The organism is Microbulbifer zhoushanensis (assembly GCF_021729055.1).
In the GTDB taxonomy this organism is placed as follows: Bacteria; Pseudomonadota; Gammaproteobacteria; order Pseudomonadales; family Cellvibrionaceae; genus Microbulbifer; species Microbulbifer zhoushanensis.
Map to the genome: position 1 here is coordinate 282837 of NZ_JAJSAO010000004.1, position 15291 is coordinate 298127.

Annotated in this window: 15 protein-coding genes; 7 read left to right on the forward strand and 8 right to left on the reverse strand. The window is 62.5% G+C overall.

Annotated elements, in window-relative coordinates; genetic code table 11:
- Positions 1–2 precede the first annotated feature (2 nt).
- A complete protein-coding gene (locus tag LVD10_RS09895; RefSeq protein WP_237063484.1) occupies positions 3–2504 on the forward strand; it encodes a TcfC E-set like domain-containing protein in 2502 nt (833 codons plus the stop codon).
- The gene (locus LVD10_RS09900; RefSeq protein ID WP_237063486.1) at positions 2497–3441 is read left to right on the forward strand and encodes a hypothetical protein; all 945 of its coding nucleotides are present in this window, start codon (positions 2497–2499) and stop codon (positions 3439–3441) included. Before LVD10_RS09895 ends, LVD10_RS09900 begins: the two co-directional genes overlap by 8 nt.
- 6 nt (positions 3442–3447) lie before the next feature.
- Here LVD10_RS09900 and LVD10_RS09905 read toward each other — a convergent pair whose 3' ends face one another.
- Together LVD10_RS09905 and LVD10_RS09910 are read right to left on the reverse strand one after the other, a co-directional pair.
- A complete protein-coding gene (locus tag LVD10_RS09905) occupies positions 3448–4134 on the reverse strand; it encodes a fimbria/pilus periplasmic chaperone (RefSeq protein ID WP_500793343.1) in 687 nt (228 codons plus the stop codon).
- Between the two features lie 89 nt (positions 4135–4223).
- Complete coding sequence (locus LVD10_RS09910; protein ID WP_237063490.1) at positions 4224–4571, reverse strand: hypothetical protein; 348 nt, start codon at positions 4569–4571, stop codon at positions 4224–4226.
- Positions 4572–4810: 239 nt separating this feature from the next.
- Between LVD10_RS09910 and LVD10_RS09915 the strand changes: the two genes are divergently transcribed.
- The 5 genes from LVD10_RS09915 (at position 4811) to LVD10_RS09935 (ending at position 9345) form a co-directional block, all read left to right on the forward strand.
- Positions 4811–5500: a glycerophosphodiester phosphodiesterase family protein gene (locus LVD10_RS09915; RefSeq protein WP_232941216.1), complete on the forward strand. Its 690-nt coding sequence runs from the start codon at positions 4811–4813 to the stop codon at positions 5498–5500.
- On the forward strand, positions 5484–6692 hold the full coding sequence (locus LVD10_RS09920; RefSeq protein ID WP_232941215.1) for a glycerol-3-phosphate dehydrogenase/oxidase: 1209 nt from the start codon (positions 5484–5486) through the stop codon (positions 6690–6692). The genes LVD10_RS09915 and LVD10_RS09920 overlap by 17 nt, the downstream gene beginning before the upstream one ends.
- A gap of 89 nt (positions 6693–6781) precedes the next feature.
- On the forward strand, positions 6782–7759 hold the full coding sequence (gene dusA, locus LVD10_RS09925; protein WP_237063492.1) for a tRNA dihydrouridine(20/20a) synthase DusA: 978 nt from the start codon (positions 6782–6784) through the stop codon (positions 7757–7759).
- A gap of 157 nt (positions 7760–7916) precedes the next feature.
- Positions 7917–8900, forward strand: coding sequence for a transaldolase (tal, locus tag LVD10_RS09930; RefSeq protein WP_232941213.1), 984 nt, complete (start codon positions 7917–7919; stop codon positions 8898–8900).
- Positions 8881–9345, forward strand: coding sequence for a tellurite resistance TerB family protein (locus tag LVD10_RS09935; RefSeq protein ID WP_232941212.1), 465 nt, complete (start codon positions 8881–8883; stop codon positions 9343–9345). The genes tal and LVD10_RS09935 overlap by 20 nt, the downstream gene beginning before the upstream one ends.
- A 336-nt stretch (positions 9346–9681) precedes the next feature.
- Here LVD10_RS09935 and LVD10_RS09940 read toward each other — a convergent pair whose 3' ends face one another.
- The 6 genes from LVD10_RS09940 to LVD10_RS09965 form a co-directional block, all read right to left on the reverse strand.
- On the reverse strand, positions 9682–10200 hold the full coding sequence (locus LVD10_RS09940; RefSeq protein ID WP_232941211.1) for an STAS domain-containing protein: 519 nt from the start codon (positions 10198–10200) through the stop codon (positions 9682–9684).
- A gap of 220 nt (positions 10201–10420) precedes the next feature.
- On the reverse strand, positions 10421–11602 hold the full coding sequence (locus LVD10_RS09945) for a PP2C family protein-serine/threonine phosphatase (protein ID WP_232941210.1): 1182 nt from the start codon (positions 11600–11602) through the stop codon (positions 10421–10423).
- 36 nt (positions 11603–11638) lie between these two features.
- Positions 11639–12856 (reverse strand): MlaA family lipoprotein, encoded by a 1218-nt coding sequence (locus tag LVD10_RS09950; RefSeq protein WP_237063494.1) that lies wholly within the window; start codon positions 12854–12856, stop codon positions 11639–11641.
- Positions 12857–13013: 157 nt separating this feature from the next.
- Entirely contained in the window at positions 13014–13817 is an 804-nt protein-coding gene (locus tag LVD10_RS09955) for an HvfC family RiPP maturation protein (protein ID WP_237063496.1), read from the reverse strand.
- A complete protein-coding gene (locus tag LVD10_RS09960) occupies positions 13804–14697 on the reverse strand; it encodes an HvfB family MNIO-type RiPP peptide maturase (RefSeq protein WP_237063498.1) in 894 nt (297 codons plus the stop codon). The genes LVD10_RS09955 and LVD10_RS09960 overlap by 14 nt, the downstream gene beginning before the upstream one ends.
- Positions 14698–14777: 80 nt before the next feature.
- Complete coding sequence (locus tag LVD10_RS09965) at positions 14778–15113, reverse strand: HvfA family oxazolone/thioamide-modified RiPP metallophore (protein WP_232941206.1); 336 nt, start codon at positions 15111–15113, stop codon at positions 14778–14780.
- Between the last annotated feature and the right edge of the window lie 178 nt (positions 15114–15291).

The following is a 15291-nucleotide window of genomic DNA, read 5'->3' on the forward strand; positions in this document are numbered from 1 at the left end:
CCATGAAGTACCTAACCGCGGCTGTCATCTTTACCGCCGCCTGCTACAGCTGTCCCACTGCAGGCACGGCCGCGTTCACCCTGGAAACGGCGCCCCCTGCCGGATTTGATGACCTCACCGAGCCCCAGCAGCTGGTGGCAGACCTCTATTTCGGGGGCCGCATGGTCGGCGCTGTCGCGGTCACGGTGACGCCAGGCCAGGTCAGCTTTGATGAGCCCGCTGCGGTGATGGCCCTGCTCCCGGAAGCGCTGCCACCGGAGCAGGTGATACCTTTGCTACAGGGAGAGCACCCTACCAACGCGCACCGAATATGCCGTCGTGGACAGGACTCCGGCTGTGGCTTCCTTGAGCCAAATGACTTTGCCCTGATCTATGACGAGGATCGCTTCCGCGTCGACCTGTTCTTCGCCCCGCACCTGCTGCCCCGCCGCACCGCAGTGGAAGACCCGTATTTACCCGAGTCCAGCAGTGATGTTTCCTACATCCACAGCCTCAGCGGTAGCTGGAGCGGCATAAGGACAGATGCCGGCCCGGATGACACCACTGCCAGCTTATTCGGCCGCTCGGTCCTGGGTTTCGGCGAGAGTGGCGTGCATGCCCAGTGGGCCACCGGCAACGAGCGTGGAGCCGAGCTTTACCAGCTCAACTGGGCACAGGATTACCGCGGCCGGGCCTGGGCAGCAGGCCTGATCCAGCCCCAACAGGGGTTCAGCAGCTTTGCTGCCGCCCCCTATCTTTACGGCCTGGAGTACCGCAGCTCCTATAACAGCCGCACCGACAACCGCCAGCAGCAGGGTGCCCCCCTGGAGGTAAATATGCCGCTGCGCGGCCGGGTGGAGGTGTACCGCGATGGCCGGCTGTTGCACAGCGAACTGCTGGAAGCCGGCAACCAGCTGCTGGATACGTCCACGCTTCCCGGCGGCGCCTACGAGATAGAGGTACGCTCTTTCGACGAGAGCGGCCGGCCACTGGCGCAGTTCACCCAGTTCTTTGCCAAGGATGCGCGCCTGCCCGCGCCCGGCGAGTGGCGCTGGAGCCTGCAACTGGGGCGCCCGGCCCAGTTGTCCAAAGACCTGATGCCCACAGCGGCGGGCGACTACCTGGTGAGCGGCGGGCTGGCCCGACGTATCCACGACAGTGCCGGGGTATTTGCCAGTGCGGCAGCCACCGAGACAGAGCAACTGCTGGAAGTGGGCGCACGCTGGGTGACTCCATTCGTCGCCATCTCCCCGAGCCTCCTGCAGACCGCCGATGGCCGGCAGGGCCACCGGCTCACCGCGCAGGTCACGACCCCGTGGTTCCGACTCAACGCAAGCGAGTCTTACCTGGAAAATGCGCAAAAGACGCGCGCTGCAGATAACTTCTCATTGCTCGGGCGAGGTTTCCGCCAGCGCAATGCCAGTGCCAGCCGGGAATTCTGGGATGGCCAGCTCACTCTGAGATACAGTTCGCGGGAATTTGGTGGTGCCTTCGTGGAACCGGACTTTGAGCTGGACACCGGGCTGGAGTCCGCCGGTGAACTCATCACCCTCGAATATCGCCGCAATATTCTCCGCAATCGCAACTGGCTGGGAGACCTGACCCTGGCACACAGTGAGGCGGACGGCCGCCCCCTCTCCACTGCGAGCCTACAATTCCGTGCGCGCGACAAACACTGGGGGCACGGGACTCGTGCGCGAAGTGAGTATAGCGAAACCGGTTTCGACAACCGCGTGGGTGTGGACAGTACCTGGAATGACCGCGACACCTGGGCTGCGGAACTGGAACAAAGACTGACCGCTGAAACCGCGGGCGGGGACCACTTCCTCGGCAGCCGTACCCGCCTTTCGGGCCACCGCGGCTACTTGGATTCGTCCCTGCAATGGACAGATTCCGCCGGCACAGAGGCATTCAATTATGTCGGGAGTTTCAGCACGAACCTGGCAGGTGATGGCGATACCATTGCCTGGGGTGGGGAGCGCCCCTACCAGAGCGCCGTGGTAGTGGATATCGACGGCAGCCCTGAAGAGGATTTTGAAATCCTGGTCAACGGTGTCCGGCGCGGCTACGCCCGTGGCGAACAGCGCTCGGTAGTGAACCTGCCCTCCTTCGATACCTATGAAGTCAGCCTGCGACCTCTGTCCGATGGATTCCACGATTACACCGAAACAAGCGAATCCCTGACCCTGTACCCGGGCAATGTTGCCCGGGCACGCTATCGCATCCAGCCACTCATCCTGGCACTGGGGCGCATTGTGCGCAACGGCCGTCCGGAGGCAAAAGCCCGGATAACCATTGGCGAATACTCTACTGTCACCGACGAGAACGGCGTGTTCCAGATGGAGATGCACGGGGACCCGCGCGCCCTGACCTTGCCGCCAGTGCGCTGGAAAGGTTGCCATGTGGCCCTGCCCGACCAGATCGCTGGCAAGCACTGGATCAACCTGGGCGAGATAGATCTCGGTAAAGCGGAATGTGAACCGGCAAGCGCCCGACTCGAACGGACGGGGGAACAGGATGCTTAAGCAGCTCTGCCAGAAGTTGTTCCTGTTGACCTCGGGTGCTTTTTTGCTACTGGCTGCCGCTGGTACCAATGCGGCCTGCGATCCCGATGCATTGCTGCAGGCGTGTGATTTTGACAGCCCTTACAGCGTGACCCTGCAGGGTGCCACTGCCGGGCAGGCGATAGGCGCAATTAGCTTTCGCGTCACCAGCAAGCGCCCCAAGAACAAAGGTACTTTCCAGGCCAGTAAATACAGTGTTATCGCCTACGCCGAGATAGGAACCGAGTTTTCACTGGTTTCCCAGTACGGTGATTCAATGCCTCTGGTGCTGACTTATAACAACTGGAACGGCAACTTCGCGGAACTGGCCCCGAGCACCAGCTCCGGTCAATTGAACGGGACCACCACATTCCAGCCCGCCTCACTCCAGCTTGCGATAAGCGATACCGCCACCGCGTTGCGTCCCGGTACCTACACCGGCGGTATCCGGCTTTTATGGCAACCGGCGAATGCCTGCAAGGAGTGCGTACCCTTCACTGAAACCATCGACATTGCGGTGACCATCCCGGCCACTATTGCAATCAGCGGGCTGGACGATGTCAGCATCGATTACCCCGCCAGTAGCAACAGCCAGGCATTCTGCGTGACCACCTCTGCGGGACTGGATTTCAATATCCGCGCAGACAGTGATACCGGCTCCGGGAGTTTTATCCTCGAAGGCCTAGGTGTCGGCGACAGGATAGAATATCGCGTGGCTGCCGGCAGTGTCGGCGGCAGCCCTGTGGACCTGGTGGAGGGTATACCGAGCGCGGCGCAGTGGCCGGGGGATCCACTGGACAACTGCGGCAGCGGTGGTGAGAACATGCAGCTGGTGATTGCAGTGGACAGTAGTGCGCTGGAGAGCGCGGTGGAAACGGCTTACACAGACAAGCTGACGATTACAGTAGAGGTGCAATAGTCCCGCTCAGTCCGGGATCGGTATTTCGAACCGCCGGCTTTCCCTGCCCCGTGCCAGCAATTTCAGCATCCCACCCGACTGCAGGGACTCATCCACGGCCAGGGCCGCCCCTGCGTATATGCGCCCCGCCATATCCAGCGGGCGGCAACTGGCTCGAGAGGGGCAATAAGTGACCTCCGAAACCTCGGTATTGATGTTGCCGCGATTGGTCAGCTGCCAGCCCTCTTCGCCTTGCTCAAGTGCCAACTGTGCCCGCCCCTCTTCCGGCTGCACAAACACCAGCGCCTGGTAAGCCACCAGGATTTTCAGCGCTGTGCGATCAGACTTGATTTCCCCCACCACCGGCTTGAAAGTCACCCGATAGACCTTTTCCCGGTCCAGGTCGCGCTCCAGCGACATAAGCCGGAAACGTTTCTGCTCCCCGGAGGCCAGCACTGCACGTGCGGGGTTCACCAGCAACTTGAACTCCTTCGGGTTCACCACCCGCACCCGTTTCTCGTCGGGCATACCCGGGTTGTCGACACGGTAGATTTCCGTCTGCAGGTAGAGGGTTTCCTGGTCCGGGTTTGAGACCACGATATCGTCGCGGGAATTGGGCTGGTCGGTGAGGTAGACAATGATCTTGTCCAGCGACATGGCACCCAGAGCGGGCTGGGCCAGCAATAGCAGGGTCAGGGTAAGAACGCGTTTCATGGCACCGATGGCAAATAAAGGGGAGCGGGTGAAGTTCATGACGCCATTCTATGCCGAACAGACGTGCCGGCAACAGCCCGCGGCCCCGACTACTCTGCGGCAACCGTGATCGCGAGAATGCCATCGTCCTGCCGGCCGGACAAGACTGAGTGCTTGCCTACGGGGGCCGGGATACAGCCCTCTTCCAGCTGCCTGTGCGCAATAGCTGATGACCAGTCGGCCCCGCTCCCCACCCGCACAGAATAATGCCGCGCCGGCACGCGACGGATGCAGACCCGAGGCCGTGGACTTTGCAGGTCCGGGGCATCAAATTCGACCGAGACCGGCAAACGCAGGGCGATGTGCACGCTGCCGGTGGCGATTGCGTGGTCCGCCAGGGCGAGCGGGCAGGCCAATAATGACACCAACAGGGCCCGTGTCATCGCGCTGCGCGACATATTTACCTCCACCCCGGCTCTGGGGTAGCTGCACCACTGATGAAGACAGTCTAGCCAGCGCCCCACGGGGCGCCCTGATCGCCCATGCTGATACGGCTTTTTCCCGGCGCTGCAGGCTTGCAACCGCCGGTGTACGGTCTATTTTTTCAGTGGGGCCGCTCTCATGGGGCGACCGTTCGACCGATGTGGAATCCCCCTGGGGTCGACGACAATAACGCCGCTACTCAGGTCTGAAGCTCATGCTCATTGCCCACCGAGGCGACACCGTACGCCAGCAGGCCAATACCATCGCCGCTTTCGAGGCGGCCCACGGCCTCGGTGCCTGCGCGATCCACACGGAAATCCAGTTCAGCGCGAGCGGCACGCCCTGGTGCCACCATGCTCCCAACCTGCAGGTACCGGGTGGCAAGCCGGTGGCCATCGACCGGTTACGTGACGGCGACCTGCGCGGTTTCGGCCTGAATACCCTGGCCGATGTCGTGGACTGGGCCAGCCGTCACCGTCACCTGGACTGGTTTGTGGAAGTGGACCACGCGCAAATGGAGCGTATGGGGGTTGAGAACACCATAGGCCGGGTGGCGCGGCTGATCCGCCCGGAGAGCGATTCCTTTGCCCTGGTGAGTACCGATATCCGCAGCCTGCGGATGGCCCGCAACCTGGGCTGCCACCAGGTGGCATTGAAAGTGGAAAGCGTGGCGCAGAGCCTTTCTGTCGGGGTTTTGACCCTGGCACCGGATTACCTGCTGATCCAGGACAGCCAGGTGGACTGCCCGGAACTCCCCCCGGGGCCCTGGCAGTGGGTGGTTTTCGAAATCAATTCTGCGGAGGAAGCCGTACGCTGGCGCCGGCGCGGGGCGCACCATATCCTGACCGGTAACCTCGCTTTGTTGATGCGCTCCCGGGAAGCCAGTGATGTCTACGGATTTTGATGTACTCGTAGTAGGGGCCGGTATCCAGGGCGCCGGCGCCGCCGAGGCCCTGGTCAATGCCGGCTACAGCGTGGCCATCCTCGAGCAGTCGGGCATTGCCGCGGCCACCTCTTCCCGTTCATCCAAGCTGATTCACGGCGGCCTGCGCTACCTGGAGACCGGGCAGCTGCGGCTGGTGCGGGAATGCCTGCGCGAACGCCAGTGGCTGCTGGACCACAAACCGCACCTGGTCCATATGGTGCCCTTCTACCTGCCGGTCTACCGGCATAGCAAACGCCCCCCGTGGCAGATTCGCCTGGGACTGACGCTATACTCCCTGCTGGCCGGCGTTACCCGCGAGTACGCACGCTTCCGCAAGGTTCCCCGCGATGAGTGGCATACATTACAGGGCCTGGACCAGGAAGACCTGCTGGCGGTCTACCGTTACTTCGATGCCCAGACGGACGACGCCGCCCTGACCCATGAAGTTATCAATTCCGCCCTGCATGGTGGCGCGCGCCTGATCTGCCCCGCCAGCCTGGTGGGGGCGGAGCTTACCGACCACGGGCTGCTGGTGGACTATGTAGCCGATGGGCAGCTCAGCACCCTGCATACCCGTGCCCTGGTGAACTGCAGCGGACCCTGGGTGGCCTCCACCAATGAACGCTGCTCACCGGCGGCGCCCCTGCCGCGACTGGATCTGGTGGCGGGTACCCATATCGAGCTGCCGATTATCCTCGGCGACAGCATCTTTTATGTGGAGGCAGAGGACGGCCGCGCCATTTTCATCATGCCCTGGCGCGGCAGAACCCTGGTAGGTACTACCGAGCGCAGTTATCACGGCGACCCCCGCGACGTCGGCCCCACCGTGGAGGAGGAGCGCTACCTGCTCCACACGCTGCAGCGTTACTTCCCGCGCACCCGCAACCTGTTACTGAGCGATATCTGCGATAGCTGGGCTGGCCTGCGGGTGCTGCCGCAAACCGAGGCCAGTCCGTTTTCGCGCACCCGTGAGGTATTGATCACCGGAAATGACAGCCGCCACCCGCGCATTCTCGCCGTGGCCGGCGGCAAGCTGACCAGCTACCGTGCCACCGCACGCAAGATCCTGCGCAAACTGCAGCCGACCCTGGATGGCGGGCCCGGTGGCGGCGGGCCACTGCGAGCAGTCAATGACCCCCTCGGCGCCTCCGAGAAGGAACGCAACCTCTGAACAGCTGCCCGGGCGACCGGTTTATGGATTGGCGTCCCCATCCCCTATAATGCGCCGTTTTACTACGCCACAAACCGACACGCTGTTTTATGTCCGCAAGCTTTACCCACCGCTTCTGTACCGCGCCCCTGCTCGACTGGAGCGATCGCCACTGCCGCTATATGTGGCGGCTGCTGAGCAAGCGCGCGGTGGTGTACAGCGAAATGGTCACCACCGGGGCCATCATCCACGGCGACCAGCCCCGTCACCTGCAGTTTGACCCGGCAGAGCAGCCGGTGGCCCTGCAGCTGGGTGGCAGTGACCCGGCGGAGCTGGCCCAGTGCGCACGCATAGCCGAAGAGTGGGGCTATGACGAAATCAACCTGAACTGCGGCTGCCCCAGCGACCGGGTGCAATCCGGCCGTTTCGGCGCCTGCCTGATGGCGGAGCCGGAAGTGGTGGCCGAGGGCCTGGCAGCCATGCGTGCGGCAGTATCGGTACCGGTAACGGTCAAGCACCGCATCGGCATCGACGATATGGAGGAATACTCCGGCCTGACCCGCTTTGTAGAGGCCCAGGCGGCGGTGGGGGTCACTACCTTTATCGTCCATGCCCGCAAGGCATGGCTGAAGGGCCTGAGCCCGAAGGAGAACCGCGAGATACCGCCGCTCAAGCACGAGATGGTCTACCAGTTGAAGCGGGACTACCCGCAACTGGAGATCGTCCTCAATGGCGGTATCAACACCATCGACGAGTGCCTGGAGCACCTGCAGCATGTGGACGGTGTAATGCTGGGCCGCGCCGCCTACCAGACCCCCAACCTGCTGGCGGAGGTGGACAGCGCACTGTTCGGGGAAGCACCCGGTCCCGGTCCGGTGGAAGTGGTGCAGCAGATGCTGCCCTATATCGAGCGCGAACTCACCGCCGGCCACCGGCTCAATCATATTACCCGCCACATGCTGGGCCTGTTCCAGGGGTTGCCGGGGGCCAGGCGCTTCCGCCGCCACCTGAGCGAGAACGCCCACAAGAAAGGGGCGGGGGTGGACGTGGTGGAACAGGCCCTGTCTCTGGTCACCCAGGCCGCCTGAGTAGCATCGGGCGCGGCGACGGGGGTTGCCGAGCGCACCTTTCCCTTCCATGATGGTAATCCGCTTTTTTACGTGCCGGGCGTCAATGGATACGGACACCGGGAGCAGCGGCAGCAGGAACCAGGTACAGGAATCAGGTAATTCAGGGAGCCCCGTCATGAACAAGCTCGAACAACTCAGGCAACGCAGCCAGGTGGTGGCCGATACCGGCGACATCGAGGCCATCCGCCGCTACCGTCCCCACGATGCCACCACCAATCCCTCGCTACTGTACAAGGCGGCACAACTGCCGCAGTACCAGGGCTATATCGATGAGGCCCTGCAATGGGCGGACCGCCAAACCGGCGATCGGGAAAAGCTCGCGGCGATGAAACTGGCGGTCAGCGTCGGCCGGGAGATCCTGGACCTGGTGCCCGGCGTGGTCTCCACCGAGGTGGATGCGCGCCTGTCGTTCGATACCCGCGCGTCGGTGGAATACGCACGCCGCCTGATCGCCCTATACGAGCAGGCCGGCGTGGAGCGCGAACGGGTGCTGATCAAGGTCGCCTCCACCTGGGAGGGCATTGCCGCCGCGTCGGTGCTGGAGCGCGAGGGCATCCACTGCAACCTCACCCTGCTGTTCAGTTTCGCCCAGGCGGTAGCCTGCGCCGAAGCCGGTGTCACGCTGATTTCCCCGTTTGTCGGGCGCATCCTGGACTGGCACAAGGCCAAAAGCGGGCTTGAGCACATCCCCGCCGACGAGGATCCCGGGGTGGCATCAGTGCGCAGCATCTACCATTACTACAAGTCGCGGGGCTACCAGACGGTGGTGATGGGTGCCAGCTTCCGCAACACCGGGGAGATCGAGGCGCTAGCCGGCTGCGACCGGCTCACTATCAGCCCACAGCTGCTCGATGAACTGGAACAGGACAACGGCGAGTTGGCCGCCGGCCTGGAGGCCGGTACTGCGGGCGAGGCGCGCCCGGCTGAGCCACTGAACGAAGCGGAATTCCGTTTCCAGCTGAACAGTGATGCCATGGCCACCGAGAAACTGGCCGACGGTATCCGCAATTTCGTACACGACCAGGAGCAACTGGAAGCCATGCTGGCCCGGCAGGTGACCACGGGAGAGAAAAACCGGAATGCTGCGACAAATACGTAAACTCTTCGAGCAGATCGGCAGCGGCGAGGATGTCGAGGTCAACAATGACCGGGATGTGCGCATGATCAGCGCCGCACTGCTGGCCGAGGTGGCCACCGTGGACCAGAAGCTGGACGATCGCGAGCAGGCGACACTGGTGCGCCTGCTGCAGGAGCACTACCGGCTCGATGAGGCGGAGGCAACTGAGATGGTCGAGCACGCCCTGTCCCACCGCGAGCAGGCGACCTCCCTGTATGAGTTCACCCAGGTGGTAAACGACCAGTTTGATGAACGCAACAAGTACCTGCTGGTACGCCAGATGTGGGAAGTGGCGTTTTCCGACGATGTGATCGAGGCATTCGAGGAGCACCTGATCCGACGCGTGGCGGAGCTTATCTACCTGCCCCACGGGCTTTTCACCCGCGCGCGGGCCGAGGCCCGGGAAATGCGCCGCGGGGAGGCCTGACCCCGCTACAACCTACCGCCCGCCGATGCCGATGCCGGTCGCGGCCAGCGGCCGCTCCTGCGGCAATCGCCGCGGTGAAGGGGGATGGGCCGGGCGAACAAAAGGTTCGCCCCTACAACCGGTTTCCATAACCCCTTCCCCTGTAAGAGCGGCCCATGGCCGCGAATGCGGTGAGTGCCGGCATGATGCTAATGGGCCAGAGCCGGGCGAACACAAAGCTCACCCCTACAACCGGTTTCCACAACCCTCGCCCCCGTAGGAGCGGCCGCTGGCCGCGAATTTGGGGATCTAAACAGTTTTTGGGCTGGGGGGAGGCGATTAAGAAGGGGAACGGTATCAGTGCATGCGCGCCGAGGGCTTGCGCGTCGGTTCGCACTCGCGCTCCAGGGTATGCACCAGGTCGCGGAAGGTTTCCGCGTTCTGTTCATTCAGGCTCATCAGCACCCGGTGGGCTTCCAGCACTTTCTCACGCGCCGCGCATTCGTCGGGTGTATTGCACTGGAGGGGCTGGGGGTTACTGCCGTAATCGCGCTGCTCGTCGCTGACCTCGATCAGCGCATCGAATCCCATGGCATCGAGGAGGTGGCGAATGCCCGGATCGGCGCTCAGCGCCAGCGGCTTCTCGCAGCCCCGCTCCAGGGCACGGATCGCGACCTTGGCCATCAGGCCGAGGGTGGTGCTGTCGACACCCCTGGCGCCATGCAGGTCGAACACCACATCATTGAAATCATCGTGTGAGAACATCTTGTCGATGAAGGTATCGAAAGATGTGCACAGATTCAGTCGCACGTCGCCAACCAGCTTGATGACGTAAACACCCTCGTGGGCGCCGACCATAATTTGCCCGGACTGCATAGCAACCTCTGGCACGCCGGTCAGGAGACACAAAACAACTGTTCCGGCGGCGAAAGTTTATCGACAGAGCACCGGTGGCAACGCTTTTTCATCGCGCTGCAACCACAGTGCAACTTTGATGCATAAATCGAGCGGAGCTTACTCCTGCGTACAGGCACTGACAAGCTTTGGCCGCCAGCATCACGGACTTACCGGTCACAGCAGGCCGGGCTGGCAGGCTTCAGCCCTGGCGGACTGTCAGTATAGTGACGTCGTCGGGCAGTTCCTCGGACGTATCCACGTGCAGGGCCGCACACAGGGAATCCAGGTCACCCCGGCTCTCGTCTATCTTCTGCAACAGTTGTGCCTCCCGCTGCAGCAGGTCCCCCTGCAACAGCTCCAGCACGCCGTCGGAGCAGGCCACCAGCCGCCAGCTGGTCGGCAGGCTGGCATGCAGCACCTGCCAGTTGCCCTGCTCGAACAGGCCCAGGGGCCGTCCCTTACCCGGCAACCACTCTGCCCCGGAGGATGTTACCAGGGCGGGCATCGGCACCTGCCCGGCCACCGCGTAATGCAGCTGGCGTGCCCGGCTGTCCACCACCCCCACGAACATGCTGGCATGCTTGTCGAGCCGCGTGGAGAGCAACTCGCGATTGATCAGCTGGAGGATATCGATGAGATCGGAATCCAGGGATTCCAGGCTGGAAAAGAGTGGCCGCTCACGCAGCAGGTGCATGATGCTGTGCTTGATCAGGGCCGTGACCAGTGCGGATGACACCCCGTGCCCGGAGACATCCACCAGGTAAAAGGCCACAAAGCGCTCGCCGAACAGGCCGTAGTCAATGAAATCGCCACTCAGGTAGAGGGAGGGCACCAGCCGGTAGGCGGCCTCGATATTACCCGGGTACTGAAACGGGGTGCGGGGCAACAGGTGTTGCTGCAACAGCCGCCCTGCCTCCTGGTCCCGCTGCAGCACCTCCACGTGTTCGTGCAGCTCGCGATTGCGCTCCTCGAGCTGCTCCCGGTATTCGCGATTCTGTCGCTCCAGGGCCTCGGACTCAGTGATGCGGGTTACCGCATGCTGGATTACCGCCTCGTCCTCGATGGGCTTCAGGAGGTAATCACTGGCCCCGAGGCGCAGGGCCTCGACCACGTCACTGACCCCACTGTTGGAGGCGATTACCACTACTGCGGCATCGGGGGCCCGGTGCTTGATTTTGCGCAGGACTTCCAGGCCGCCCATATCCGGGAGATGCAGGTCGGTGACGACCAGGCGGTAGAGCCCGGGGGCAAACCGACTGATGCCCTCCAGGCCGGTTTCCGCCGCATCCACCTCAAAGCCCAGGCGCGCGAGGCTGCGCCGCACGAATTCGCGCGACACCCCGTCGGACTCAATCAGTAACAGACGCTGGCGGTCAGGCATGAATCTGGGAGGTTCAGCGTCCCCCACTGGTTGGATTTAACTGTCGAAGACATCGGCTTCGGTTGCGGCATCGCCACTGCTCCCGGTGGTACCGCTCTCTGAATCAGGCGCAGGTGCGACCGGCTGCTCGTCGGCGCCGGCATCCTCACCGCCATCACCGAAGGGATCACCGCCAAAAGGATCACTCTCACCGGTGGCAGTATCGGCGTCAGCCTCAGCACCACCGCCAAACGGGTCATCATCTCCGCCGAACGAATCAGCATCATCGCCGAAATCGTCTTCAACATCACCGTCCCGGATCAGGAAGTCACGGCGCTGCAGGTAGGCGTCGCGCAACAACACATAGCGGTCTCCCTGCAGGAGTGATTCGGTCTTCAGCAGGCTGGCACGGGTCTGGATAAGGTCGGTAAACTGGAGGCTATAGCGCGTCTGGCTGTGGTCAATGTAATTCAGGGGATCGGTATAGTAATCCACTGCCATACCCGGCACGCCTCGCACCGTCGAGGGGCCAAAGAATGGCAGCACCAGGTAAGGACCGGAAGGCACGCCCCAGACTGCCAGGGTCTGGTCGAAGTCCTCGCCGTCAGTGGGTTCCAGGCCCACATGCTCGGCGACATCGAACAGCCCGGCCACGCCAACAGTGGAGTTGATCAGGAAGCGGCCGGCACCGTTACCCGCCTCGCCCCACTTCCACTGCAGCACGCTGTTGAAGGAATTGGTGATTTCGAACAGGTTGCCGAAAAAGTTGCTGACACCATGCTGCATGAAAATAGGGGTTACCTGGCGATAGGTTACCGCCATCGGCTTCAAGACCCAGCGATCCGCGGTGTCATTGAAACGGAACACGGCCCGGTTGAATCCCTCCCACGGATCGCGCTCGCCCGGCTCCTCACCCTCTTCACTGGAGAACTCTTCCGCCGGGTCAAAGCCGTACTCATCCTCGAGGCTATAATCACCTGAGTCGCCTGTTTCCTCCGCTGCGGGACTGCTGCCCTCCCCGCCTTCGGCAAAGGGATCGGCGTCGTCCGGGTCGGCTGCCCCTGCATCGGGGGCAGGGGACTCGGCGGGAGGGGAAGCGGGTGCCGGACCTGAGGTCTCACTACCGGACTCGGCTGCCCCGCCCTGCGGCTGCTCTGCAACCGGGGCCGCGCCGCCGTCTGCGAAGGGGTCTTCCTGGGCTGCCTGCACCAGCATTGGGCTGGCTGCCAGCAATGTTGCCAGCAACCATGGTGATTTTACTGTGCGTCCAAGCAAGCCACTGCTCCTCGTTATAGGTTCACCCTGAAGTTGCGCGAATTCTACCGCCCCCCGGGAATGCGGGCCACCCTTGGCAGCATAGCACCTGCCCCCGCTACGGTTTCGGTCAAAGATAAGGCAGTATCGGGCAAGCGCCAGGGACACCCTGCCCGGGCTATCGACGGGGCTCCAGCCCCGCGATCACTCCGGCCTGCAGCAGCTGCTGCAACAGGGACTGGCCGAAATCCACCACCGCCCCGGTGTCCCCGTGGTTCATTTCCACGGCGAGGTCTTCGAGCAGTGCCCGGCCGGTTTGGTTCCCCGCCTGCGCCAATTGCAATAATCGCGCGGTTACTGCGTTGATTTCCATGAAGCCCACCTCATCTTCGCGATTGCGATAAACCAGCAGGAAAGTGGGGTTGTCCGGTGGTTCACTGGGCTGGAAGGTGGGGCCGATCATATGCACGGGAAAGCGGTAACTGAGGCTCCAGGCGACCGGGGAGACCACCGGCACCTGCGCCAGCACATCACCCTCGAGCTCAAGCCCCGGTGGGGGCTCCGCCGGATTCACGTCCAGCGCCAGCTCGACCCACTCGTAATGCGCCAGCTCCAGCAGGAAGGGCGGGTCAGACTCCTGCGCAACGTGCTCTTCCTGCAGGTACTGCAGGAATTCCTCACTGATCTGCAGGAAGTAGGGACTCCGAGAGGCGTGCCGGTGGACGAACTCCCGCACCATCGTGTGCCACGCGTCGTCAGTGTAGATACTGCGCAGCACCGGGAACCCGCTGGCGATAAAGGATTCGATATTGTTGTAAATAAGGTCACGGTAAATGGCCATGCGGCGGTCTTCGATATCCGCCGGAGGCTCGTTGACCAACGGGTTGCGCAGATGCGCCGCGAACTGACGCTGCTCACGGGCAAAATGTGCTTCGTGCGGGCCGCGGCCAGCCCCTCCGGGGCGTTTTTCATCGCTGCGCATAAACCACCTCACCAGGCGAGCCGGCAATGCCCCGGGCGCCGGAAGCAGTTTTGGCCGCACGGGCCTGGAGTTCGCGGACATGCGCCACCTCTCCCACCAGCTCCGGCAGTGGCGGGATATTGAAGTCCCGCTCCAGTAATGTGGGGAAAACGCCAAAATGGGCGTAGGCCTGCTCCAGTAGCTCCCACACCGGGTCGATTACCGGCGCACCGTGCGTGTCTACCTTGAGATCATCCGCCTCGTTGAAATGGCCGGCCACATGCGCATAGCGGATACGCTCGGCAGGCAGCCCGCGCAGGAACTCTGCCGGGTCGTAGCTGTGATTGATGGCATTCACGTAGATATTGTTGACGTCCAGCAGCAGGTCGCAGTCGGCCTCCTCGAGGACGGCATTGAGGAATTCCAGCTCGGTCATTTCCCGGGCCGGTGCCGCGTAATAGGAGACATTCTCCATCGCGATTCGCTGTTCGAGCACATCCTGCACCCGGCGGATACGTCCGGCCACATAGTGCACGGCGTCCTCGGTAAAGGGGATCGGTAGCAGGTCGTAGAGGTGACCGTGGTCGGAGCAGTAGCTGAGGTGCTCGCTGTAGCAGCGGATACCGTGCTCGCGGATAAACTGCCTGACGGATCTCACCAGCTCCAGGTCCAGCGGGGACGGTGAGCCGATGGACAATGAGAGACCGTGAATCACAAACGGGTAACGCTCAGTGTACTCGCGGAACCAGCGGCCATAACGACCGCCAACATTTATCCAGTTCTCCGGCGCCACCTCCAGGAAGTCCACCGCACTGGCAGGCATATCCTCTCCCATCATGGAGCGGCGCAACCCCAGCCCGGCACCCCGGACGGGATATTCAACGGTCTTGGTCGTATTCATGTTCTTACTTCTGCTGTCGCCAGCAGTGAGAGTGGCAGGGGAGGGCTATACCCCACCCCCGCCTGGGAACAATGCGGAGATTAGCCGCCGCACTTACCCTCACCACATTTACCTTCCTTTTTCTTGCCTTCTTCGCCGCACTTCCCTTCGCCGCACTTACCTTCTTTTTTCTTGCCTTCTTCGCCGCACTTACCTTCGCCGCACTTACCTTCTTTTTTCTTGCCTTCTTCGCCGCACTTACCTTCTTTGTTCTTCTCGTCACCGTGCTCACTCAGCATGGCCAGGTTGTAACCGGAAGAAAGCTCTTCAGCGGCGAATGGGTTGGCATTGCCAACGCCCGCAGAAACGTTCATGGACGCCGAGGCGATAAACGCCGCACCTACTGCGGCAGCAAGCGGCAGATTCTTCTTAGTCATAACAACTCTCCTTTTAATACCCTAACTTGTAGCAGTTTACGCCGACGGCGCTTTGCCGGCCGCCTGCCGGGATTATAACCACCAATCCCATCGGACGGTCACGCATTGAGACCAGCCGTATCCCATCAGCGTTCAACACATCCGGGTACGTTTTCCTGCGTCTCGTGGATTCAGTCGC

Coding starts and splice junctions, on each gene's coding strand:
- LVD10_RS09895 (WP_237063484.1), top strand. CDS start 3: ATGAAGTACCTAACCGCGGCTGTCATCTTTACCGCCGCCTGCTACAGC.
- LVD10_RS09900 (WP_237063486.1), top strand. CDS start 2,497: ATGCTTAAGCAGCTCTGCCAGAAGTTGTTCCTGTTGACCTCGGGTGCT.
- LVD10_RS09905 (WP_500793343.1), bottom strand. CDS start 4,134: ATGAAACGCGTTCTTACCCTGACCCTGCTATTGCTGGCCCAGCCCGCT.
- LVD10_RS09910 (WP_237063490.1), bottom strand. CDS start 4,571: ATGTCGCGCAGCGCGATGACACGGGCCCTGTTGGTGTCATTATTGGCC.
- LVD10_RS09915 (WP_232941216.1), top strand. CDS start 4,811: ATGCTCATTGCCCACCGAGGCGACACCGTACGCCAGCAGGCCAATACC.
- LVD10_RS09920 (WP_232941215.1), top strand. CDS start 5,484: ATGTCTACGGATTTTGATGTACTCGTAGTAGGGGCCGGTATCCAGGGC.
- dusA (WP_237063492.1), top strand. CDS start 6,782: ATGTCCGCAAGCTTTACCCACCGCTTCTGTACCGCGCCCCTGCTCGAC.
- tal (WP_232941213.1), top strand. CDS start 7,917: ATGAACAAGCTCGAACAACTCAGGCAACGCAGCCAGGTGGTGGCCGAT.
- LVD10_RS09935 (WP_232941212.1), top strand. CDS start 8,881: ATGCTGCGACAAATACGTAAACTCTTCGAGCAGATCGGCAGCGGCGAG.
- LVD10_RS09940 (WP_232941211.1), bottom strand. CDS start 10,200: ATGCAGTCCGGGCAAATTATGGTCGGCGCCCACGAGGGTGTTTACGTC.
- LVD10_RS09945 (WP_232941210.1), bottom strand. CDS start 11,602: ATGCCTGACCGCCAGCGTCTGTTACTGATTGAGTCCGACGGGGTGTCG.
- LVD10_RS09955 (WP_237063496.1), bottom strand. CDS start 13,817: ATGCGCAGCGATGAAAAACGCCCCGGAGGGGCTGGCCGCGGCCCGCAC.
- LVD10_RS09960 (WP_237063498.1), bottom strand. CDS start 14,697: ATGAATACGACCAAGACCGTTGAATATCCCGTCCGGGGTGCCGGGCTG.
- LVD10_RS09965 (WP_232941206.1), bottom strand. CDS start 15,113: ATGACTAAGAAGAATCTGCCGCTTGCTGCCGCAGTAGGTGCGGCGTTT.